The sequence below is a fragment of the Sphingomonas sp. PP-CE-1G-424 genome (assembly GCF_004341085.1).
Lineage (GTDB): Bacteria > Pseudomonadota > Alphaproteobacteria > Sphingomonadales > Sphingomonadaceae > Sphingomonas.
In genome coordinates, this window is the sequence record NZ_SLXW01000001.1 from 550,445 (window position 1) to 570,798 (window position 20,354).

At 65.8% G+C, this 20,354-nt stretch carries 24 protein-coding genes; 15 read left to right on the forward strand and 9 right to left on the reverse strand.

Annotation, left to right across the window (positions count from 1 at the left end; translation table 11 throughout):
- Positions 1–120 precede the first annotated feature (120 nt).
- Positions 121–774 carry an outer membrane beta-barrel protein gene (locus C8J43_RS02490; RefSeq protein ID WP_133029587.1) on the reverse strand — a complete coding sequence of 218 codons (654 nt, stop codon included), beginning with the start codon at positions 772–774 and terminating at the stop codon, positions 121–123.
- Between the two features lie 140 nt (positions 775–914).
- On the opposite strand from C8J43_RS02490, the gene C8J43_RS02495 reads away from it, so the two are divergent.
- The 4 genes from C8J43_RS02495 to C8J43_RS02510 all read left to right on the forward strand — a co-directional run bounded on the left by C8J43_RS02495 (position 915) and on the right by C8J43_RS02510 (position 4,424).
- Positions 915–1,598, forward strand: coding sequence for a histidine phosphatase family protein (locus tag C8J43_RS02495; RefSeq protein WP_133029588.1), 684 nt, complete (start codon positions 915–917; stop codon positions 1,596–1,598).
- Between the two features lie 185 nt (positions 1,599–1,783).
- Complete coding sequence (locus tag C8J43_RS02500; RefSeq protein WP_133029589.1) at positions 1,784–2,236, forward strand: invasion associated locus B family protein; 453 nt, start codon at positions 1,784–1,786, stop codon at positions 2,234–2,236.
- 228 nt (positions 2,237–2,464) lie between these two features.
- On the forward strand, positions 2,465–3,673 hold the full coding sequence (rlmN, locus tag C8J43_RS02505) for a 23S rRNA (adenine(2503)-C(2))-methyltransferase RlmN (RefSeq protein WP_133029590.1): 1,209 nt from the start codon (positions 2,465–2,467) through the stop codon (positions 3,671–3,673).
- Positions 3,657–4,424 (forward strand): sulfite exporter TauE/SafE family protein, encoded by a 768-nt coding sequence (locus C8J43_RS02510; protein ID WP_133029591.1) that lies wholly within the window; start codon positions 3,657–3,659, stop codon positions 4,422–4,424. The genes rlmN and C8J43_RS02510 overlap by 17 nt, the downstream gene beginning before the upstream one ends.
- 74 nt (positions 4,425–4,498) lie before the next feature.
- Here C8J43_RS02510 and C8J43_RS02515 read toward each other — a convergent pair whose 3' ends face one another.
- Positions 4,499–5,116 carry a flavin reductase family protein gene (locus C8J43_RS02515; RefSeq protein WP_133029592.1) on the reverse strand — a complete coding sequence of 206 codons (618 nt, stop codon included), beginning with the start codon at positions 5,114–5,116 and terminating at the stop codon, positions 4,499–4,501.
- Between the two features lie 51 nt (positions 5,117–5,167).
- Here C8J43_RS02515 and C8J43_RS02520 point away from each other — a divergent pair, with 51 nt between their 5' ends.
- From C8J43_RS02520 to C8J43_RS02530, 3 genes are read left to right on the forward strand one after another with little or no spacing between them, the layout of a single operon-like run.
- Complete coding sequence (locus tag C8J43_RS02520) at positions 5,168–5,914, forward strand: cytochrome b/b6 domain-containing protein (protein WP_133029593.1); 747 nt, start codon at positions 5,168–5,170, stop codon at positions 5,912–5,914.
- Positions 5,911–6,672 (forward strand): molybdopterin-dependent oxidoreductase, encoded by a 762-nt coding sequence (locus C8J43_RS02525; protein WP_133029594.1) that lies wholly within the window; start codon positions 5,911–5,913, stop codon positions 6,670–6,672. The genes C8J43_RS02520 and C8J43_RS02525 overlap by 4 nt, the downstream gene beginning before the upstream one ends.
- Before the next feature lie 50 nt (positions 6,673–6,722).
- Positions 6,723–7,949, forward strand: coding sequence for a cyclopropane-fatty-acyl-phospholipid synthase family protein (locus C8J43_RS02530; RefSeq protein WP_133029595.1), 1,227 nt, complete (start codon positions 6,723–6,725; stop codon positions 7,947–7,949).
- A gap of 123 nt (positions 7,950–8,072) precedes the next feature.
- Here C8J43_RS02530 and C8J43_RS02535 read toward each other — a convergent pair whose 3' ends face one another.
- Positions 8,073–8,462 (reverse strand): EF-hand domain-containing protein, encoded by a 390-nt coding sequence (locus C8J43_RS02535; protein WP_056054495.1) that lies wholly within the window; start codon positions 8,460–8,462, stop codon positions 8,073–8,075.
- Between the two features lie 147 nt (positions 8,463–8,609).
- Between C8J43_RS02535 and C8J43_RS02540 the strand changes: the two genes are divergently transcribed.
- The gene (locus tag C8J43_RS02540) at positions 8,610–9,851 is read left to right on the forward strand and encodes an argininosuccinate synthase (protein WP_231420560.1); all 1,242 of its coding nucleotides are present in this window, start codon (positions 8,610–8,612) and stop codon (positions 9,849–9,851) included.
- A gap of 91 nt (positions 9,852–9,942) precedes the next feature.
- On the forward strand, positions 9,943–10,533 hold the full coding sequence (locus C8J43_RS02545) for a class I SAM-dependent methyltransferase (protein ID WP_056054492.1): 591 nt from the start codon (positions 9,943–9,945) through the stop codon (positions 10,531–10,533).
- Between the two features lie 95 nt (positions 10,534–10,628).
- Here C8J43_RS02545 and C8J43_RS02550 read toward each other — a convergent pair whose 3' ends face one another.
- Entirely contained in the window at positions 10,629–11,846 is a 1,218-nt protein-coding gene (locus C8J43_RS02550; protein ID WP_133029596.1) for a glycosyltransferase family 2 protein, read from the reverse strand.
- A gap of 98 nt (positions 11,847–11,944) precedes the next feature.
- Between C8J43_RS02550 and C8J43_RS02555 the strand changes: the two genes are divergently transcribed.
- The gene (locus C8J43_RS02555; protein WP_133029597.1) at positions 11,945–13,735 is read left to right on the forward strand and encodes a hypothetical protein; all 1,791 of its coding nucleotides are present in this window, start codon (positions 11,945–11,947) and stop codon (positions 13,733–13,735) included.
- A 36-nt stretch (positions 13,736–13,771) separates the two neighbouring features.
- Positions 13,772–15,352, forward strand: coding sequence for a hypothetical protein (locus tag C8J43_RS02560; protein ID WP_207893312.1), 1,581 nt, complete (start codon positions 13,772–13,774; stop codon positions 15,350–15,352).
- Here C8J43_RS02560 and C8J43_RS02565 read toward each other — a convergent pair.
- The 4 genes from C8J43_RS02565 to C8J43_RS02580 form a co-directional block, all read right to left on the reverse strand.
- On the reverse strand, positions 15,312–16,460 hold the full coding sequence (locus tag C8J43_RS02565; RefSeq protein WP_133029598.1) for a GNAT family N-acetyltransferase: 1,149 nt from the start codon (positions 16,458–16,460) through the stop codon (positions 15,312–15,314). The genes C8J43_RS02560 and C8J43_RS02565 overlap by 41 nt on opposite strands.
- Positions 16,461–16,502: 42 nt before the next feature.
- A complete protein-coding gene (locus C8J43_RS02570; protein ID WP_133029599.1) occupies positions 16,503–16,967 on the reverse strand; it encodes a RidA family protein in 465 nt (154 codons plus the stop codon).
- A gap of 201 nt (positions 16,968–17,168) precedes the next feature.
- Entirely contained in the window at positions 17,169–17,795 is a 627-nt protein-coding gene (locus C8J43_RS02575; RefSeq protein ID WP_133029600.1) for an HAD family hydrolase, read from the reverse strand.
- Complete coding sequence (locus C8J43_RS02580; RefSeq protein ID WP_056063571.1) at positions 17,792–18,076, reverse strand: DUF3572 domain-containing protein; 285 nt, start codon at positions 18,074–18,076, stop codon at positions 17,792–17,794. Before C8J43_RS02580 ends, C8J43_RS02575 begins: the two co-directional genes overlap by 4 nt.
- A 36-nt stretch (positions 18,077–18,112) precedes the next feature.
- Here C8J43_RS02580 and C8J43_RS02585 point away from each other — a divergent pair, with 36 nt between their 5' ends.
- Positions 18,113–18,475, forward strand: coding sequence for a response regulator (locus tag C8J43_RS02585; protein WP_133029601.1), 363 nt, complete (start codon positions 18,113–18,115; stop codon positions 18,473–18,475).
- Positions 18,476–18,741: 266 nt separating this feature from the next.
- On the opposite strand, the gene rpmG is transcribed toward C8J43_RS02585, so the two are convergent.
- Complete coding sequence (rpmG, locus tag C8J43_RS02590; RefSeq protein WP_055881863.1) at positions 18,742–18,909, reverse strand: 50S ribosomal protein L33; 168 nt, start codon at positions 18,907–18,909, stop codon at positions 18,742–18,744.
- A gap of 243 nt (positions 18,910–19,152) precedes the next feature.
- On the opposite strand from rpmG, the gene C8J43_RS02595 reads away from it, so the two are divergent.
- The 3 genes from C8J43_RS02595 (at position 19,153) to C8J43_RS02605 (ending at position 20,300) form a co-directional block, all read left to right on the forward strand.
- Positions 19,153–19,455, forward strand: a complete 303-nt coding sequence (locus C8J43_RS02595; protein ID WP_231420561.1) for a hypothetical protein — start codon at positions 19,153–19,155, stop codon at positions 19,453–19,455.
- Between the two features lie 15 nt (positions 19,456–19,470).
- Positions 19,471–20,025, forward strand: a complete 555-nt coding sequence (locus tag C8J43_RS02600) for a TMEM165/GDT1 family protein (protein WP_243645373.1) — start codon at positions 19,471–19,473, stop codon at positions 20,023–20,025.
- Between the two features lie 89 nt (positions 20,026–20,114).
- Entirely contained in the window at positions 20,115–20,300 is a 186-nt protein-coding gene (locus C8J43_RS02605; protein WP_133029603.1) for a DUF1328 family protein, read from the forward strand.
- Positions 20,301–20,354 lie beyond the last annotated feature (54 nt).

A 20,354-nucleotide genomic window follows, 5' to 3' on the forward strand; every position in this document is an offset into this window, starting at 1 on the left:
CCCGCCGCCACAGCCGGACTCGGGGCTGGGGGCAATCCGCAGATGGCTTACCCAACAACAAAGGGTCGGAGCAAGCGCCCCGACCCTTCTTTGATCACGGTAAACGTCGCGTTAAAGCGATCAGAAGCGGAAACCGTAGCTTGCGACGACCTGGTGGCGATCGGTGTCGACGTCGAACCGCCCGCTGGTGCCGCCGTTCGCATAATCGATGTTGCCGCGCTCATAGTTCGAATAGCGGTATTCGAGCTTGGCGTAGCTGTTCGGGCCGACCGCATGCTCGGCACCCGCACCGACGCGCCAGCCGTTGAGCTTGAAGTTGGTGTCGGTGGACTGGCTGGTATCGCCGGCGAGCACGTTCAGCTGAGAGTTGGTGTAGCCGCCCTTGACGTAGAGCATCGTGGTCGGCGTGACGACATAGCCTGCGCGCGCGCCAACATAGATGTCGCGGCCCTGCTTGACGCGGCCATAGCCGAAGTTGCTGGTATAGTCGTTGCGGTCGCTCTTCGCGGTCGAGCCGGTCAGCTCGGCTTCGGCACCGAGCACGACGTTGCTCGAGGTGGCGATGTCGTAACCGATGCCGCCGCCGTACAGCAGGCCGTCGATCTTCTGGTCGTCCCGTCCGTTGTTGTTGGACACGCTGCTGCCGGCGCCGGTGTGGTCGTAGCCGAGCGTGGCCTCGACACGGGGGCCGGTGAAGGTCGGGTTGGTCTGCGCGAGGGCGGGTGCGGCCACTGCGGTGGTGGCGAACAGCGAGACGGCGATGAGCTTACGCATTGGGGTTACTCCTTACTGATCTGGCGCCCCAGTACGCGGGGCGGACCGCTCCAATGGACCAACCGCGCGGGCGTTGCATGAACCCCAGATAAACGCGGAAATCCGTTGCTTTTGCGCCACAGGGGGTTGAAACGCGGGCTATGATTCCAAGCCAACGGCAGGGTGAAGGCGACGCCCGATCAAGCGCAAAGCCGCCCGTGCGCAAGGGTCGCGATTTCGTCGCGCGGCACGGCGAAACCGTGTTCAATGCGGCGCACCGGTTGCAGGGGAATGCCGCACATACGCCGCTTACGCGCGCTGGGTTCGCACAGGCGGACGAGCTTGGGCGGGCGTTGCGTGGTGTGCTGGGGGTGAAGCCGGCGTTGACGCTTTGGGCGTCGCCGACCGGGCGGGCCTTGCAGACGCTGGCGGTGATCTGCGAGCATCTGGACCTGGACTGGCATGATGCGCGGACCGATCCGCGGTTGGTTGAGATCGACATGGGATCGTGGGGCGGGCGCTATTATGCGGACGTCGTCGACGAGGTCGGGTCGGTGATGCTGCCGGGTGGGACGTTAAAGCCTTCGCCCGATGGCGAGACCTATGCGCAGATCGCGGCACGAGTCGGCGGGTGGCTGGCGGATACCGCGGAGGATGCGGGTGATCGGCTGGTGATCATGCACGGGATTTCGAGTCGGGTTATGCTGGGGGTGATGACCGGGGCGGCGGTCGATCCGTTGCTCGGCGCGCCGGTTGCGAAGGGGTTGCCGCAGGGGTCGGTTACGCTGGTGGAGAATGGGCGGGCGACGGTGCCGCATCGGGGTACGGGATTCGCTCCGGCGTGAAATTCGCGTGGGTCGAAGGTCTCTCATCGGGCTCAAGCACTTCTGCCCCCCTCCCTGGAAGGGAGGGGTTGGGGGTGGGTCGGCTTCCGCGCGTTCGAACCGTTGGGGCTCGAGCAGGCCTACCCACCCCCAACCCCTCCCTTCCAGGGAGGGGAGTTCTGGGGCGTTTGGTGTTGGCGTTGGGGATGCTCGCGATTGCGGCTCCCGCCGCGGCGCGTGACACGATCGGCATCTACCAAGGGTGGGGCGCGTTTTGCGATGCCTCGCCTCCGCGGTGTTTCGCGATCGCGCGGCCGGTGATGGCGGGGGGGCGTTCGTCGGGATTTGCGAGCGTTGCGACGTGGCCCAAGCGCGGCCTGCACGCATCCTTGTATGTGCGGCTCAGTCGCGAGCGCGATCGGTCGGCCGGGGTGACGCTGACGGTGGGCGAGCGGCGGTTCACCTTGGTGGCGAACGGGCTGGATGCCTGGGCGAGCGATGCGCCAAGTGATCGCGCGATCGTGGCGGCGATGCGGTCGGGGCGGAGCATGAGCGTCGAGGCGGTCGGTGTTGGCGGGCGGCCGTTTGCGGATGTGTACGCGCTACCGGGCGCGGCGACGGCAATCGATGCGGCCGTGTTGGCGTGTAGCGGGGGCTGAAACTTCGGGCGAGCCCCGCCCACCGGCACCACCCCGGCGAAGGCCGGGGCCCAGTTGGAAAGGTGGTCGCAACTACGGGCTAAGCGTCACCATCTTCGTCCCCCAACTGGGCCCCGGCCTTCGCCTGGGTGGTGTTCTTGCTGGCGAAGGATGGAATCCAACGGACGGCCTACAGACTCATCCCGCAGCCAGTAGAAAAATCACGAAAATTCCGCTACGGGCTCGCGCATGCAGACCGCCGCGAACCTCATGCCTATTCCCGGGCACATCGACCCCGTGCCCGTTCCCCGCAGCTTCGTGCCGCGCAGCGATGGACGGATCGACCTGCTCGGGCTCTCGCTAGCCGATCTGCGGATGGCGCTGGAGACGTCGCAACTCGAGGAAAAGCAGGCCAAGCTGCGCGCCAAGCAGCTGTGGCACTGGATCTACAATCGCGGCGCGACCGAGTTCTCGGCGATGACCGATATCTCGAAGACGATGCACCCGTGGCTGGAGCAGCGCTTCGTGATCAGCCGGCCGAACGTGGTCGAGGCTCAAGTGTCGACCGACGGCACGCGGAAGTGGCTGCTGCGGTCGGACGATGCGCAGGATTACGAGATGGTGTTCATCCCCGACGCGGATCGCGGCACGTTGTGCGTGTCGAGCCAGGTCGGTTGCACGCTCAACTGCACCTTCTGCCACACCGGCACGATGCGGCTGGTGCGCAATTTGACGCCCGCCGAGATCGTCGGGCAGGTGATGCTTGCACGCGATTCGCTGGGTGAATGGCCGAGCCAGCCCGAGGGCCGCATGCTCACCAACATCGTGATGATGGGGATGGGCGAGCCGCTGTATAATTTCGAGAATGTCCGCGATGCGTTGAAGCTGGTGATGGACGGCGCGGGCCTCGCGCTCAGCCGCCGTCGGATCACGTTGTCGACGTCGGGCGTGGTGCCGATGATGGCGCGTGCGGGGGCGGAGATCGGCGTGAACCTGGCGGTGTCGCTGCATGCGGTGACCAAGGAAGTGCGCGACGAGATCGTCCCGCTCAACCGCAAATACGGCATCGAGGAATTGCTGCAGGCGTGTGCGGACTATCCGGGCACGAACAACGCGCGCCGCATCACGTTTGAATATGTGATGCTGAAGGACAAGAACGACTCCGACGACGATGCGCGCGAACTCGTGCGGTTGCTGCGGAAATACGAGCTGCCGGCGAAGGTGAACCTCATTCCGTTCAACCCCTGGCCGGGTGCGCAATACGAGTGCTCGACGCCCGAGCGGATCAAGTCGTTCTCCAGCATCGTGTTCGGCGCGGGGATTTCGGCACCGGTGCGGACGCCGCGCGGGCGCGACATCGATGCGGCGTGCGGGCAGCTGAAGACCGCGTCGGAGAAGAAGAGCCGCGCGCAGATCGATCGTGAGGCCGCTGCCGAGGCTGATGCCGCCTTTGTCTGATCTCGGTTCGCTGGGATTGGCGGCGGGGGCGGGAATGCTGGGCGGCGCGATGAACGCGCTGGCGGGCGGTGGCAGCTTCGCGACGATGCCGTCGCTGATCGCGCTCGGCCTGCCCTCGCCGATCGCCAACGCGACCAGCAACGTCGCGGTACAGCCGGCGGCGATGGCGAGCGCGTGGGCGTATCGCAGCGATCTCGGGCCGGTTGGCGGCGTCGGTATCCGCACGCTGGCGGGGATCACGTTCGTCGGCGGGCTGGTCGGCAGCCTGCTGTTGTTCTTCACCCCGGCGACCGCGTTCGACGTGATCGTGCCTTGGCTTCTGCTGATGGCGACGCTCGCGATCGCGTTCGGCAAGCCCGCGTCGACCTGGCTGCACGCACGCGTCGCGATCGGGTCGCGCTCGCTGATCGCCGCGCAGACGTTGCTGGGGATCTATGGCGGCTATTTCGGGGGCGGCGTCGGGATGATGCTGACGGCGGCATGGGGATTGTTGGCCGGCGCCTCGCCCGCCAAGCTAGCCGCGCCGCGCACGCTGATGCTGGCGACCGCAAACGCCGCCGCGACGATCGTGTTCGCGGCGACCGGCATGGTCGCGTGGGCGCTGTGCCTGCCGATGATGGCGGGCGGCGTGGTCGGCGGGTATTTCGGCGCGCGGTTCGGACGGAAGCTGCCCGACGGGGTGATTCGCGGGTGGACGCTGCTGGTGACGGCAACGACGACGGTGGTGTTTTTTTACCGAGCGTACGCCTGAACCACGATGTTTCCCCGCGAAGGCGGGGACCCAGTCTGGGCACCCGCCTTCGCGGGTGAACACGCTTGCCTCGCTCAGCCCGGCCGGCGCATCTTGAAGAGCGCGTCTTCGGTGATCTCGAAGTAATCCGCAGGGCCGCCGCCGCGCAGGATCGGCTGCGCGCGGGCGGTCTGGTATACGCCGTCCTCCAGCATGCCGGCGTCGATGTGGATCGCGACCGCCTCGCCTAGCACCAACCACTGGTCGAGTTCGCGGCCTTCCTTGGTTTCCAGGCGGATCAGCTGGGTGAGCTTGCACTCGAACTGCGCGCGCGACGCGGCAACCCGCGCCGGTTTCACCTTGGTCGACGCCGCCATCTCCAGCTTGGCGAGCGCGAACTCGTCGACGTCGGCTGCGACGTTGGCAGCCGTCGTGTTCATCGCCTCGCTCAGATCGCGCGACACCAGGTTCCAGACGAACTCGCCGGTCGCCTCGATATTGGCGACGCTGTCCTTCCACCCCATCGACGAGAAGCCGATCAGCGGCGGGCTGTAGTTGAACAGGTTGAAGAATGAATAGGGCGCGAGGTTCGCGACGCCGTCCGCCGACAGCGTGCTGACCCAGCCGATCGGGCGCGGTGCGACGATCGCGTTCAGGGGATCGTGCGGCAGGCGATGGCCGTCCACGGGCTCGTAAGAATGCCATTCGGTCATACGCTTATCCCTGCTATGCAACGTTTCGACTGCCTAGAGCGAAGGTCGAGCATGAACGATCCCCTACCCATCCCGATTATCAAGCGCCACAAACTGGCGACGCGCATCTGGCACTGGGTGACGGTGGTGACGATGTTCATCATGATCGGCAGCGGGATCGGCATCCTCAAGGCGCATCCGCGGCTGTACTGGGGACGGTACGGCGCGAATTTCGACACCGCGTGGACGACGCTCGACCAGTGGCCGAGCTGGCTGGTGTCGCTGCTCAACCTGCTGACAATCCCGGCGAGCTACAACCTTGCCATTTCGCGGCGGTGGCATCTGTTGTTCGCGCTGGTGCTGGCCTTCGCGCTGCTCGGGTTCATGATCGTCAGCCTGGTCAACAAGCATTTCCAGCGCGATCTGCGCGTGCGCGCCGCCGAGCTTTCGCCGCGCGAAGTGGTGCATGACGTGAAGGAACATCTCGCCTTCCGCTTCCACGATCCCAAGCGGCCGGGCGCGTACAACATCCTCCAGAAGCTGTCGTACGTCGCGACGATCTTCGTGCTGATCCCGGTGATGATCCTGACCGGACTAACGATGTCGCCGGGAATGGATGCGGCATGGCCGTGGCTACTGGAGGTGTTCGGCGGGCGGCAATCGGCGCGCTCGATCCACTTCATCGCCGCCACCGGGCTGGTGCTGTTCATTGTCGCGCATCTGGCGCTGGTGATCCTGGCGGGGACGTGGAACGAGGTGCGGTCGATGATTACCGGGCGCTGGCACGTGCCGAGGCATGTTGAGGAGGACGCGGCATGAGCACGATCATCACGCGCCGTGCGCTCGTCACCGGCGCCGCGGTCGGCGCGGGCGTTCTGCTGACCGGGTGCGACAAGATCGCCGCGAACCCCGAGGCACGGAAGATCCTGTTCATGGGCGAGGACATGAACCGCGGATTGCAGCGCGCGCTGACCAACCGCAACGCGCTGGCGCCCGAGTTCAGCCCTGCGCAGATGTCGCCGATCTTCCGCTCAAACGGCACGAGCAATCCGGGGACCGCGGACTATACCGCGATGGTCGTCAACAACTTCGCGGATTACCGGCTGAAGGTCGGCGGGCTGGTCGATAACCCGCTGTCGGTGTCGCTCCCGCAACTCCGCCAGATGCCGTCGCGGGCGCAGATCACGCGGCACGACTGCGTCGAGGGCTGGAGCGCGATCGGCAAATGGCAGGGGCCGAAGCTCGGCGCGCTGCTGACCGCCGCGAAGATCCGCGACACCGCACGCTATATCGTCTTCACCTGCGCCGACCTCTACCGCGGCGCGAACTATTACGAGTCGGTCGATCTGGTCGACGCGTTCCACCCGCAGACGATCCTGGCCTGGGCGCTCAACGACCAGGTGCTCGACGTCGCGCACGGCGCGCCCGTCCGGCTCAGGGTCGAACGCCAGCTCGGCTACAAGCACGCGAAATACGTCATGGCGATCGACGCGGTCGACAGCCTCGCGGGGATCGGCAAGGGCAAGGGCGGCTATTGGGAAGATAACGTAGATTATGACTGGTACGCGGGGATCTGACGCGCGCCGAGGGGTGGCGCATTTCCGTACCAGTCATTAGCTAACCCAGCATGGCTCTTTTCGATCGTTTCCTGGCCCGGCAGGTTAAAACCGGCGAACTCACGCTCATCCATGCCAACGGCACCACGAAGCATTTCGGCAAGCCCGACCCCGCGTACAACCCCGTCACGATCCGATTGACCGAGCCTGGGGTCGCGGGGGCGATCATCCGCCACCCGGCGCTCGGCGCGGCGGAGGCGTTCATGGACGGGCGCCTGGTGATCGAACGCGGCGACATCCGCGACCTGGTCAATCTGCTCAAGGGCAACAGCCCGTGGGAGCGTGGTGGTGGGCTCAATCCCTCGCTGCCGATCAAGCTGCTCGACAAGGTGGTGCACCGTGTCGACCGCGTGAACATGGCGCGCCGGTCGAAGAAGAACGTCGCGCATCACTATGATCTGTCGGATCGGCTGTACGACCTGTTCCTCGATGCGGACCGGCAATATTCCTGCGCGTACTTCACCGATCCCAGCAACAGCCTGGAGCAAGCGCAGTCGGACAAGAAGGCGCACATCGCCGCCAAGCTGGCGATTCAGCCGGGCATGCGCGTGCTCGACATCGGCTGCGGCTGGGGCGGGATGGCGCTGTACCTGCACGCCAAGACCGGCGCCGAAGTGCTCGGCGTGACGCTGAGCGAGGAGCAGCTGAAGGTCGCGCGGCGGCGGGCGCAGGAAGCAGGCGTCGCCGACAAGGTGAAGTTCGAGCTGATCGACTACCGCGCGCTGACGGGGAGTTTCGACCGGATCGTCTCGGTCGGGATGTTCGAGCATGTCGGCCCGGCGCACTACAAGGCGTTCTTCCGCAAGTGCCGCGACCTGCTGACGGACGACGGCGTGATGCTGCTCCACACGATCGGCCGGATGGGCGGGCCTGGCGTCACCGACACCTTCACGACCAAGTATATTTTCCCGGGCGGGTATAATCCGGCGCTGTCGGAGATCGTGAAGGGGTATGAGGGGCTGCGGATGTTCCCGACCGATATCGAGGTGCTACGCGTCCATTACGCGCTGACGATCGACCAATGGTATGATCGGACGGTGGCGGCGAAGGATGCGATCGTCGGGCTGTACGACGAGCGGTTCTACCGGATGTGGACATTCTATCTGGCGGGCGCCGCGGCGGCGTTCCGGACCGGGGGGATGGTCAACTACCAGATCCAGTTGTCGAAGAGCCGGATGGCGCTGCCGATGACCCGCGACTACATGATCGAGGGCGAGCGGGCGTTGCGCGAGGGCTGACCTGCCCCCCTCCCTGGAAGGGAGGGGCTGGGGGTGGGTCGGCCAGTTGGGGTGTGCGGCGCGCGCAAAATTGGCCTACCCACCCCTAACCCCTCCCTTTCAGGGAGGGGGATCGGTTGCGCTTTAACGCGGCCCCTGGATCTGCGCCTTCGCAGCCGCGCGTTCGTCGCCGCCGATCTTGCCGTCGTGGTTCGCGTCGTATTTCGCGAACGTCGCCGCGAGCAGCGCCTGTGCTTCGGCCTGCGTGACCTTGCCGTCCTTGTTCTTGTCCGCGCTCGTGAACCACAGGTCGGCGAGGCGCTTGGCATGGACGGGATCGGGACGCCCTGCCCCGACCTTCATGTTGTCGATCCGTGCCAGCACTTCGGCGCGCGTAAGGACGCCGTCCTTGTTGGTATCCGATGCGGCGAATTCGGTCTTGAACTTGGCGGCGGCCGAGGCGCGCGTTTCCTGCGCGAGCGCCGGGGTTGCGAGACCGACAAGAACGAGAAGGGTGAGGCTTTGGCGTAGCACGGTCGGGACACTCCATTGGATGTGCGGCGCGAATAGCGGGATTCGGTTGTACGCGCCATTAACGCGTGTCAGGCGTCCAGCGGTTGCGCGAACGCGCCTCAGCGCATAGGGGCGCGGGCATTGGATATTGCCCGAAGGATCCTGCCCGTGACCGATCAGAGCAACCCCGCCGGCGGCGCCGGAATCAACCGCGTCGTACTCGCCTATTCCGGTGGCCTGGACACGAGCGTGATCCTGAAATGGCTCCAGCAGACGTACAACTGCGAAGTCGTGACCTTCACCGCCGATCTCGGTCAGGGCGAGGAGCTCGAGCCGGCACGTGCCAAGGCCGAGATGATGGGCGTCAAGCCCGAGCACATCTTCGTCGACGATCTGCGCGAGGAATTCGTGCGCGACTACGTGTTCCCGATGATGCGCTCGAACGCGCTGTACGAGGGGCTGTACCTTCTCGGCACCTCGATCGCGCGGCCGCTGATCGCCAAGCGCCAGATCGAGATCGCCAAGATGGTCGGCGCCGACGCGGTCAGCCACGGCGCGACTGGCAAGGGCAACGACCAGGTTCGCTTCGAGCTCGGCTATTACGCGCTGTCTCCCGACATCAAGGTGATCGCGCCGTGGCGCGAATGGGATCTTACCAGCCGCACCAAGCTGATCGAGTTCGCCGAGCAGCACCAGATCCCGGTCAGCAAGGACAAGCGCGGCGAGTCGCCGTTCTCGACCGATGCGAACATGCTCCACACCTCGTCCGAGGGTAAGGTACTCGAGAACCCGTGGGACGAGGTCCCCGACTATGTCTATTCGCGCACCGTGAACCCCGAGGACGCGCCCGATGTCCCCGAGTACATCACGGTCGATTTCGAGCGCGGCGACGGCGTCGCGATCAACGGCGAGGGCATGAGCCCGGCGACGTTGCTGTCGACGCTCAACGAATACGGCCGCCGCCACGGCATCGGCCGTCTCGACCTCGTCGAGAACCGCTTCGTCGGCATGAAGAGCCGCGGCATGTACGAGACTCCCGGTGGCACGATCTATCAGCTCGCACACCGCGGCATCGAGCAGCTGACGCTCGATCGCGGCGCCGCGCATCTGAAGGACGAACTCGCACCGCGCTATGCCGAGCTGCTCTACAACGGCTTCTGGTTCAGTCCCGAGCGCGAAATGCTGCAGGCGGCGATCGACCACAGCCAGACGAAGGTGTCGGGCACCGTCCGGCTGAAGCTCTACAAGGGCGGCGTCTACGTCGTGGGCCGCAAATCGCCGAACTCGCTGTATTCGGAGAAGGTCGTGACGTTCGAGGACGACCAGGGCGCCTACGACCAGCGCGATGCGGAAGGCTTCATCAAGCTGAACGCGCTGCGGTTGCGCTTGCTGGGGCGGCGCGACCGGTAACGGTCGGTTGCGAACCTCGTTCGGCATTGCGCGTTAACCAAATGTCATCGACTTGAGGGCAGGCTCGCATTTCTGATTGGGGAGATGCGACGTGCTGGCTGCAGTTCATGATAAACTGGTGTTCGGGCGCCGGGTGCGGCGCCTGGCGGCCGTGATCGCGGAACGGCTGCCGGACGGCGCACGGGTGCTCGACGTCGGATGCGGGAGCGGCGATCTGGCCGTGCTGATCATGCAAAAGCGCCCTGACGTCGTGATCGAGGGCATCGACGTGCTGGTCCGCCCCGATACTGCGATCCCGGTTCACGCCTTTGACGGCGCGCATATCCCGTTCGGCGACAACGCGTTCGACGCGGCGATCGTGGTCGACGTGCTGCATCATACCGACGATCCCGAAGCCGTGCTCGCCGAGATCGCGCGTATCGCGCCGATGGTGATCATCAAGGATCACTTGCGCGACGGGATCGCGGCGAACACCACATTGCGATTCATGGATTGGGTCGGCAACGCAGCCCACGGCGTGCGGTTGCCGTATAATTATCTGTCGCGCAAAGAATGGACGAACATCTGGCGGACGCTGGACCTCGGCAGCAGCCGGTTCGCCACGCGCTTGTCGCTCTATCCCCGTCCGTTCTCGTGGCTGTTCGATCGCGGGCTGCACTTCGTCACGGTGCTCTCGCGCTGAACCGAAGCGCACCGTCTGGCATCGAAAAATCATCTGGCATGAAAAAGGGGAGGATACGGTGATCGTATCCTCCCCTTTTCATGTCTGTCGCGCCGTCAGCGATCGGATCGGGTATCGATCAATCCGATCAGGAAGCTGGTGAACATTGTCTGCAACCCGATGACGCTCGCCACCATCGTGGGGATCGCCAGACGCATGAGATGGACCGGCTCCATCGGCCCGAATCCCGCCCGCCCCCATTGTGCGAGCAGACCTGCACTCCCCGCCATACCGAGCAGCAGGAGCAGTCCGCCGACGATGCAGCCGCGTTCGACGCTGAAGTGGCGGCGAAATTGCTCGACCCGCATGCTGGTGGGCCACAAGGCGCTGGCGACGCCGTACAGTCGTGCGAGGATGCCGAAGCCGATCAACTGACTACCCAGCAGCATCGCCATCGCCGCGAACAGCATCGTCGTCGCGCTGAGTTCGATACCGCCGAGTTCGACACCGCCGGTCGCGAGCACCGCGACGCCCGCCGTGCCGCCAGCCGCCGCGAGCAAGCCGGGATAAACGAACAGGAACCGGGGAGCGTAGGTCAACAGAAAGCGCAGATGCCGCCAGCCATCGCGCCACGTCCGCAAATGCGGCGGGCGGCTACGTCCGTCCTGCGACAGTGTCGTCGACACCTGGCGGACGTCGAGCCGGTGCATGACCGCCTTGACGACCATCTCGCTGGCGAACTCCATCCCCGACGATCGCAGTCCAAGACCGAGGACCGCATCGCGGCGAAAACCGCGCAGGCCACAATGGAAGTCGCCGATCCGCGCGTTGAACAGGCGTCGCCCGAGAAAGCTGAGGACCGGATTGCCCAGATACCGATGCAGCGGCGGCATCGCACCGGGTGCGATGCCGCCCTGGAACCGGTTGCCCATCACCAGTTCGCCGCCGTTGCGCAGCGCGGTGACGAACGGCATCAGCGCGAGAAAATCGTAGCTGTCGTCGGCATCGCCCATGATCACGTATCGGCCGCGAGCGGCGGCGATCCCGCCCAGCAGCGCAGCCCCGTAGCCCTTCGCGTCGACACCGACGAGGCGTGCGCCCATCGCATTGGCGATCTGGCGCGAGCCGTCGGTCGATCCGTTGTCGGCGATCACCACCTCGCCGGCGATCCCGCTGGTCCGCAGGAATTCCTGCGCCTTGCGGATGCACAGCGCCAGCGTCTCCGCTTCGTTGAGGCAGGGCATGACGATCGACAGTTCGAGCGCATCCTCCGCTTCGGTGCCCGACGTATCGCGTTCGACGATCGGCGATTGATAGGCCAGCACTGTCGGCATGGATGATCCTCCCTTGCCCGAAGGCATACGGAGGCAACGCTAAAAAGAGGGTTAACTATTCGCCGCTAAGCCGACGAGGTTCGCCTCAGGATGACCGCATGCCAAACCCGCCGCCATTCGACGACGTACCTGCCCCCGATGCCCGCCGCGGACGCACGATCCGCTTCGACATTATCGTCGCGGTGGTTCTGGCGACATTGCTGTCGACCTGCTGGGCGATCACCGACTGGCACCGCGTCGGGCAATTGATCCTGCCCGATGCCGACGACATGATGCGGCTGGCGCAGGTGCGCGACTGGCTCAACGGCCAAGCCTTCGACGACTGGACGCAATATCGCATGGCGCCCCCGCTCGGCGCACCGATGCACTGGTCGCGACTGAACGATTTCGGGATCGCGGGGATCATCCTCGCGGCGACGCCGCTGATCGGCCGTCACGGCGCCGAGCTGACCGCGGTGCTGCTGTATCCGGCGCTGCTGTTCGCCTGCAACATCGTCCTGTCGGTGCGGATCGCCCGTCGGCTATGGGGAGACGAGGCAGCCGTCGTCGCGGCCATTCTGGCGGGCATCGCCTATCCCGGCATCACGCTGTTCCTCCCGGGGCGGATCGACCACCACGCGCTGCAGATCGTCATCATCGAAATTGCCATCCTCATGATGATGCGCCGACCGACGATCGTCAGCGGCATCATCACTGGGATCGCCGTTGCGGCCAGCCTGGTCATCGGGCTGGAAACTGCGCCGCAAGTCGCCGCGCTGGTCGCTACGCTGGCGATATTCTGGGTCGTCTCCGGTGACCGCGAACGGTTGCGGTTAGCCGCGTTCGCGGCAGCCCTGGCCGCGACGACCGGCGTCTTCCTGGTGGCGATGCGGCCCAGTTATTGGTCATCCGCGCTGTGCGATGCCTTCACGCCCGCGTCCGCCACGGGCACGCTCGCTGTCGCCGCAGCGCTTGGAGCCTTGGCCGTGGCGACACCGTGGCTGCGCACATGGCGATCGCGCATCATCGCGAGCGGCGTGCTCGGTGCGCTTGCGCTGGGTGGCACGCTGGCCGCCTATCCGGGATGCCTGACCGGGCCGTATGGGATGGTCGATCCCTTCCTGCGCGCGGCCTTTCTGCCGCACATCGACGAAGCGAACAGCATCTTCGCGCAACCGTTGGCGCGCACGCTGTCGATCGGTGGACTGCTGCTCGCCGGGTGCATCGCGTCGGTCTGGATGGTCGCGCGTGCACCGACGCGCTGGGCGGTGACGATGCCGCTGGTCGGCGTGATCGGCATCTCGGCGCTCGTCTCGCTGTCGCAGGCGCGGGGAACCTATATCGGTGCGCCGACGGTCGTCCCGGTACTGGCCGGCCTGATCCTCGTGGCGCGGCGGCGAACGACGTGGGCTGCGCCCGCGCTGATCGGTGCATGGCTGGTATCGTCGGGCATCGCCTATTCCGAAGCCCCCAATCTGGCGCTCCGTATCCTTGCTCCCGGCGTACGGATCCCGCCGCCGATGACGCCGCAGATCCTCTGCAATACCGGCGATGCCTGGGCGCAGGTCGATCGCTACCCGCCGGGCGTCGTAATGGCGCCGACGAATATGGCGTCCTATCTGATCGGCGCGACGCATCTGTCGACCGTCGGCGCCGGCTACCATCGCAACAACCGCGGCAACATGGCGATGTATCGCTATTTCCTCAGCCGTCCCGGCCGCAGCGCGGCGATCGCCCGTGAGTGGAACGTTACCTATGTCGCCTTTTGCCCCGGCGATTTCTCCGAGATCGACGTGACCCACAGCTATCCAAACAGTCTCGCAACGATGCTGCAATCCGGTCATGCCCCGGCGGGCTTCGAACGTCTTCCCTTGCGCGGGGCGAGGCTCCGCCTCTATCGCATTCGGTAACGACGTTGCGGTAGCGGGGAACGAGTGGACGACGGCATGACGGGGCGGCTGAAGTGGTGGCAGACGCGTGGCTTCGTCGTCGCGGTTGCGCTGGCGTCGATCATACCGTTGCTGTGGCCGGAGATCCCGCCACTGGTCGACCTGCCCGGGCATATGGGGCGCTACCGCGTCCAGCTGGCGATCGGCGATAATCCCTGGCTTTCGCAATGGTATAACTTCCGCTGGCAGATGATCGGCAACCTCGGTATCGACCTGCTGATCGAGCCGCTCGCGCCGATCTTCGGGTTACAGCTGGCGGTGAAGCTGATCGTCATGGCGATCCCCGCGCTGACCGTGACGGGCCTGCTGTGGATCGCGCGCGAGGTGCATGGCCGAATCCCCGCGACCGCGTTGTTCGCTCTCCCGCTCGCCTACAGCTACCCCTTCCAGTTCGGATTCGTGAATTTCGCGCTGGCGATGGCGCTGGCGCTGAACCTGTTCGCGCTGTGGCTGCGGATGGGGCGGCTCAAGCGCACCCGGCTGCGCACCGCCATATTCATCCCGATCTCGTGCCTGTTGTGGCTGTGCCATACGTTCGGCTGGGGCGTGCTGGGCGTGCTCGCCTTTTCCGCCGAGCTGATCCGCCAGCACGACATCCGCCGTGACAGCGATCCCAAGAGCTGGGCGCATGGCTGGTTCAAGGCGTGCATTCAGGCGGGGCTGAACTGCCTGCCGCTCGCGCTGCCGATGGTGATGATGGTGGTCTGGCGGTCGGGCGATCATGTCGGCGGCAAGACGCAGGACTGGTTCAACTGGCGCTGGAAGATGAACTGGATCACGATGGTCCTGCGCGATCGCTGGATGACGTTCGACATCGCGTCGGTCACCGTGCTGTTCGTGATCCTGTTCCGCGGCGTGCGCGACCAGACGATCGAATATTCGCGCAACCTGAGCCTGTCGGCTCTGTTCCTCGCGATCGTGTATATCCTGTTGCCGCGGATCGTGTTCGGCTCGGCCTATGCCGACATGCGGCTCGCGCCGTTCATGCTCGGGATCGCGGTGATCGCGCTGCGGCCGCGGCACGGGCTGTCGCTGCGCGGGGCGGCGGTGCTCGCAGCGCTGGGCTTTGCATTCTTTGGCGTGCGGCTGGCAGGGACGACGGTCAGCTACCTGATGTACGATCGGAGCTACGACCAGGCGATCGCGGCGATCGATACGGTGCCCGAGCGCTCGCGCGTCGTGTCGTTCGTGGGGCGACGGTGTCGCGACGATTGGGCGTATTCGCGGCTCGAGCATGTGCCCGCGCTGCTGCTCGAGCGGCGGCTGGCGTTCACCAACGACCAGTGGTCGATGGCCGGCGCGCAGTTGATGACGACGCAATATCCGGCGGCGAAGGGCTTCGCGCATGATCCGTCGGAGATCGTCAGCGACATCAAGTGCCGTGGCCAGTTCTGGCGGCCGATCGGGGTGGCGCTGGAAAAATTCCCGCGCGATGCATTCGATTACGTGTGGCTGATCCACCCGCCGAAGTTCGATTCGAAGCTGGTGCGCGACCTGACGCTGATCCGGCGTGACGGCACCAGCCTGCTCTACCGCGTCAACCGGGCTGCTGCTGCTCGCCCCGCCGGAACGGAGTAAGCTCGCCGAGATACTCCTGCTGCTCGGCGACGGCCTCGCACTCGCGGACGAGATAGTCGGCGATCGCGCGGCGGAAGCTCGGGTCGGGAATGTAGTGCGCGGAATAGGTCGCGACCGGCGCATAGCCACGCGCGAGCTTGTGTTCCCCTTGCGCGCCGGCCTCGACCGTCTTCAGGCCGCGCGCGATGGCGGCGTCGATCGCCTGGTAATAGCAGAGTTCGAAATGGAGGAACGGCACCTCCTCGGTGGCGCCCCAGTATCGGCCGTAGAGCGTGTCATCGCCAATCAGGTTGAGTGCACCGGCGATCGGTACGCCGTCGCGCTCGGCGAGGATGAGCAGCACGCGGTCGCCCATCGTCTTGCCGATCTGGTCGAAGAACGCGCGCGTGAGATACGGCTGGCCCCATTTGCGGCTGCCGGTGTCCTGGTAGAATACCCAGAACGCGTCCCAATGCTGGGGCGTGATTTCGGCGCCGACGAGGTGGCGGATCGTGAGGCCCTCGACGGCCGCGGCGCGCTCCTTGCGGATCGCCTTGCGCTTACGACTGGCGAGCACGGCGAGGAAGTCGTCGAAGCTGGCGTACCCCTCGTTCTTCCAGTGGAACTGCGTGCCCTGGCGGATCAGCCAGCCTGCCGCCTCGAACAGCGGCACCTCGTCTGGGTCGATGAAGGTGGCGTGCGCGGAGGATAGCCCGCTCTGGTCGGTCACAGCTTCCAGCGCGGCGATCAGCGCGGGGGCTTGGTCGCGGTCGCGGAGCAGCAGGCGCGGGCCCGGCACCGGGCTGAACGGTGCGGCGATCTGGAGCTTGGGGTAATATTGCCCCCCTGCCCGCTCCCACGCGTCGGCCCAGCCCTGGTCGAAGACGTATTCGCCCTGGCTGTGGCTCTTGGCATAGGCGGGGGCGATCGCGGCGGGCTTGCCGTCGGGGCCGTCGACCACCACCGGTAACGCCTGCCAGCCCGAGCGGCCGCCGACGCTTTTCGACGCTTCGAGCGCGGAGAGGAAGGCGTGGCCGACGAACGGGTTGGCGGTGCCGGAGCACGCCTGCCAATCGTCGGCCGCGATGGAGGTGACGCCTTGGGCGATGCGGGCTGTGACGGCGTTCATTGCCGCCTTAGGTAGAGACGCGAGGGCGCGCCTCCAAGACGGTCAGGCGGAAACCTGGACGATCGCGTCGATCTCGACCGCCGCGCCGAGCGGGAGGACGGCGACGCCGACTGCCGAGCGCGCGTGCTTGCCGCTATCGCCGAACAGCGCGACCATGAGTTCGGACGCACCGTTGGCGACCTTGGCCTGATCGGTGAAGTCGACGGTCGAGTTGACGAACACGCCGAGTTTCACGATCCGCTCGACGCGGCCGAGCGTGCCGAGGGCAGCCTTCATCTGCGCGACGAGCATCAGGCCGCAGAGCTTGGCGGCCTCCTGCGCGTCTTCGAGCGAGACATCGTCTCCGACGCGGCCCTTGACCAGGACGCCGTCCTTGAACGGTAGCTGGCCCGAGATGTGGAGCATGCCGTTCGCCAGCACGGTCGGGACATAGGCGGCGACGGGCGCGGCAGCCTGTGGGAGGGTGAGGCCCAGCTCTTCGAGCTTGCGGTCGATACGATCGGTCATGGGTGAGGTATCACCACAGCGGTGGGGGATGGGTCAAGTGGGCCTTGGTACGAACCGCCGTTCGAGCAATCCTCCCCCGCCAGGGGGAGGTGGCTGGCCCTCGCCAGACGGAGGGGGAGGTAAGGGAAACCCGTGTTGCGTGTGCCTCCCCCTCCGTCGCCTGCGGCGCCACCTCCCCCTGGCGGGGGAGGATCGAGGGGATCAGGCGTCCGCCGGCAAACCCGCCTCGAACCGCGCGGCAATCCAGTCCGCGGCCTCGCGCCAGTCGTCGATCCGAGCGTGAGCCTCGGGCGCCTTCGGTACGGTCACCGCCAGCGCTGGCTCGGAGACCATGTGCAACCGGTGCACCCCCGGCGCGTGCCTGGCGACCGACTCGTGATGCACGGCGAGGTCATCCACGAACACCGTGACCGGCGAGCCATATTCCTCGACCAGCCGCGAGACCGGCGTACCCTTGCCGCCCTGATTGCACTCGACCCGGTGCGCGATGCCGAACTTGGCCAGCTGCTCGATCCGCGGCTGGCGGCATTCGTCCTGGAGGTTGGTCAGGATGACGATGTCCGCCACCTGCGCCAGCCGCTCCAGCGCGTCGACCGCGTGCGGCACCAGCGTCTGGCGATGCATCTCGGCGGGGAAGAACTCGCCGAGCATCGCCCACATATCCTCGCGTGACGGCGGCGGACCGCCGTCACGGCGGGTCATCGCGGTCGAGAAATCGCCGTGCTGGATCTGGAAGTCGATGTCGTGGCGCTCGTCGAGCCAGACGCCGAAATGCTTGACCATGTGCAGCAGCACTTCGTCGCAATCGCTGATCAGCAGCGGCCTCATGCTTCGAAATCTCCCTGGTCCAGCCTGGCGTGTGCGCGGACGAGCGCCTCTGGCTTCACGCCCAGCGATTCGGCGCAGGCGATCAGGTCCGGCTCATGGTTTTCGAGAAAGCCAAGCGCCGCCGACAGTACCGCCGGGTCGCTTGCTCGTGCACGCAGGTCGCTCGGGTCGAGGCCTGTCACCGACAGCAACCGCATCGCGCGATCGGGTTCGCCTAATGTCCATACCAAAGCGCGCAGGGCGAGCGCTTCGGCGTCTTCGTTTGAATCGCGGTCGCGCATTGCCTATCGTGCCTTCTTTCCGGATAAGGTGGATCGGTGGCAAAGAAGGTGCTCGTTGTCGAGGACAACGAACTCAACCTCAAACTATTCTGCGACCTGTTGCGCGCGCATCAGTTCGCCGTCGAACCCGTGCGCGACGGCCGCGAAGCCGTTGCGCGCGCTCGCGACTTCGTGCCCGACCTGATCATCATGGACATCCAGATGCCGCACGTCACCGGCTACGAGATCATCCTCGAACTGAAGGCGGACGAGGCGTTGAAGGCGATCCCGGTGATGGCGGTGACGGCCTATGCCGGGCGTGAGGACGAGGAGCGGATCCGGGCTGCGGGCGCGGATGCGTACGTGTCCAAGCCGATCAGTCTGGCGCGGTTCATGGATGCGGTGAGGACGCTGGTCTGAAACAGCCCGGCGGTCCAATCGTTCGTTCGTGCCGAGTAGAGACCGAGTAGCTTCGTCAGAAGCGTATCGAGGGCTCGTATCGAAGCATGGGTTCCGCGCGCCAACCTGTCCTTCGATACGCCGTCTCGATACGCCGCCTACGGCGACTACTCGATGGCTACTCAGGACGAACGGGAGGGCGATTCACAAACGCCAAAAGCCGCGGGGGCTGCCCCGCGGCTTTTCGAATCGTCGCAATCGGACGGCGGTTTGCACCGCCGACCGGATTACTTGATCTTGGCTTCCTTGAACTCGACATGCTTGCGCACGACGGGATCGTACTTCGAGAAGGAGAGCTTCTCCGTCTTGGTACGGGGATTCTTCTTGGTGACGTAGAAGAAGCCGGTGTCAGCGGTGCTGAGCAGCTTGATCTTGACGGTGGTCGGCTTGGCCATGAGCCCAAATTCCTATGGCTTGAAAATGCGAAAGCGGCGAACTCATGCCGCCGCTCGATTAGGCTGGGCGCATGGCGGACGCACGACGCGAAGTCAAGCTTTGCCGCACAGAACGACGCCCGACGACGCACTTAACTGCGCCTTTACCCGCCTGGGCGCAACGTCCATGCAGAGAAAAGGAGCGGGATCATGGGGCAGGCAGTACGAAACGCAACGGGACACGTGGCAGCGCGAATCGACGATATGATCGCCGTAAAGGCCGATCTCGCCGCGCGGATCGCGGCGATCGACGTCCGCGCACCTTACGCCCGCCCCTGCGACATCGCCGCCGAAGTCGATGCGATTCGCGTGATCGCGCATAGCAACGGTCTCAACCCCGCGGTCACTGTCGCGCATTTCGTCGATTCGGCGCTGTCCCGCGGCGAGCATGGCGCGCTGGTGCATGGCTGGCTCGGCATCCTGCGCGATGCGGTCGGCTGCGAACGGCAGGACGTTCAGGCCTGTCACGCCTTTGCCGCGGCGTGCTCGGTCCGACTGGCCGGATAGCGCATGGATGCATTGATGGCGGCATTGGTAGCCGCAGCCCTCGCGCAGATCGGCGATCGGACCGCCTGGCTGGCCGCGATCCTGGCGGACCGCCTGCGCCGAACGGGCCTCGTCATCGCCATGGCGGCGCTGGCGATCCTCCTCGCGAGCAGTGTGGCGGCGGCGCTGGGCGCGGTCATCGCCCCGAGGCTCACGCCTAACGCTCAGCAACTGATGCTCGCGCTCGCCTTGCTGCTCCAGGGCGGCGGCGCGTTTTTCCCGGCCAAAGTTCCCGAACGGCTCGACCGGTGGAAGATCGGCGCGGTCGCGACCGCGTTCCTGGGGCTGTTCATCCTCACGTTCGGGGACGGCATCCAGTTCATCGCGCTTGCGCTCGCGGCACGCTCTCCGGTTCCGGCGTTTGCCGCGATCGGCGTGACTCTCGGCTCGCTCGTGGTGATCGTTCCCGCCGCGATGATGGGCGAGACGGCATGGCACAAATTGCCGCTGAAGACGCTGCGCATCGCGGTCGGCGTACTGTTTCTGGTTACCGGCGTCGTCCTCGCGCTCGGCGCTCTGCGCCTGGTCTAGACTGGCGCCTCGACGGGGCTCGTTACGATACTGGAACCAACTACCGGCCGGCCGGTTGACCGAGTCCAACTCACTTTGCGGAGGCCGACATGCTGAAACTCGCGGTTACTTTTCTCGTCATCGGCCTCGTGCTGGCGTTGCTCGGCTTCGGCGGCATCGGCGGTGCGTTCATCGGTATCGCCAAGATCCTGTTCTTCATCGCCATCGCGTTGTTCGTGGTCTTCCTCGTGCTCGGGCTGCTCGCCGGCAAGGGGATCAAGAACGCGATTGACTGACGCGGTATTCTGGAGAGCACATCACGACCGTCGTCGGGCGCATCCGGCGGCGGT